Source organism: candidate division WOR-3 bacterium (assembly GCA_026418155.1).
GTDB lineage: Bacteria > Hydrothermota > Tepidihabitantia > Tepidihabitantales > CAIPLT01 > JAOABV01.
This window is the reverse complement of sequence record JAOABV010000121.1, coordinates 263-501: the sequence shown is the minus strand read 5'-3', so window position 1 is coordinate 501 and position 239 is coordinate 263. Positions and strand designations below refer to the sequence as shown.

The 239-nt window shown below is 29.3% G+C and carries 1 protein-coding gene; it reads right to left on the bottom strand.

Annotation, left to right across the window (positions count from 1 at the left end; all coding sequences use genetic code 11):
* Positions 1-239 (bottom strand): phosphoenolpyruvate--protein phosphotransferase (locus tag N2201_07575; GenBank protein MCX7786058.1); only part of this gene is annotated, 239 nt, incomplete at both ends.

Below are 239 nucleotides of genomic sequence, written 5' to 3'. Positions count from 1 at the left end.
TCTATTAAATCAGCATGCTGTTTACCTAAAGCTTTAAGTATCCTTTCTTTAGTCTCAATAAGTTGTTTTTTTGTAGCTTCTAAGGCTTCGCTATATCTTGATATTTCTTTTTTAATATTCTCTTTAGATATCTTTCTAATAGGTATGAAAAACAAATCTTCTCCTTGTTCAAGCAAAAATGCTCTACCTATAGCTATTCCTTCACAAGCAGCTATACCTTTTAATATTTTCTCTGATTT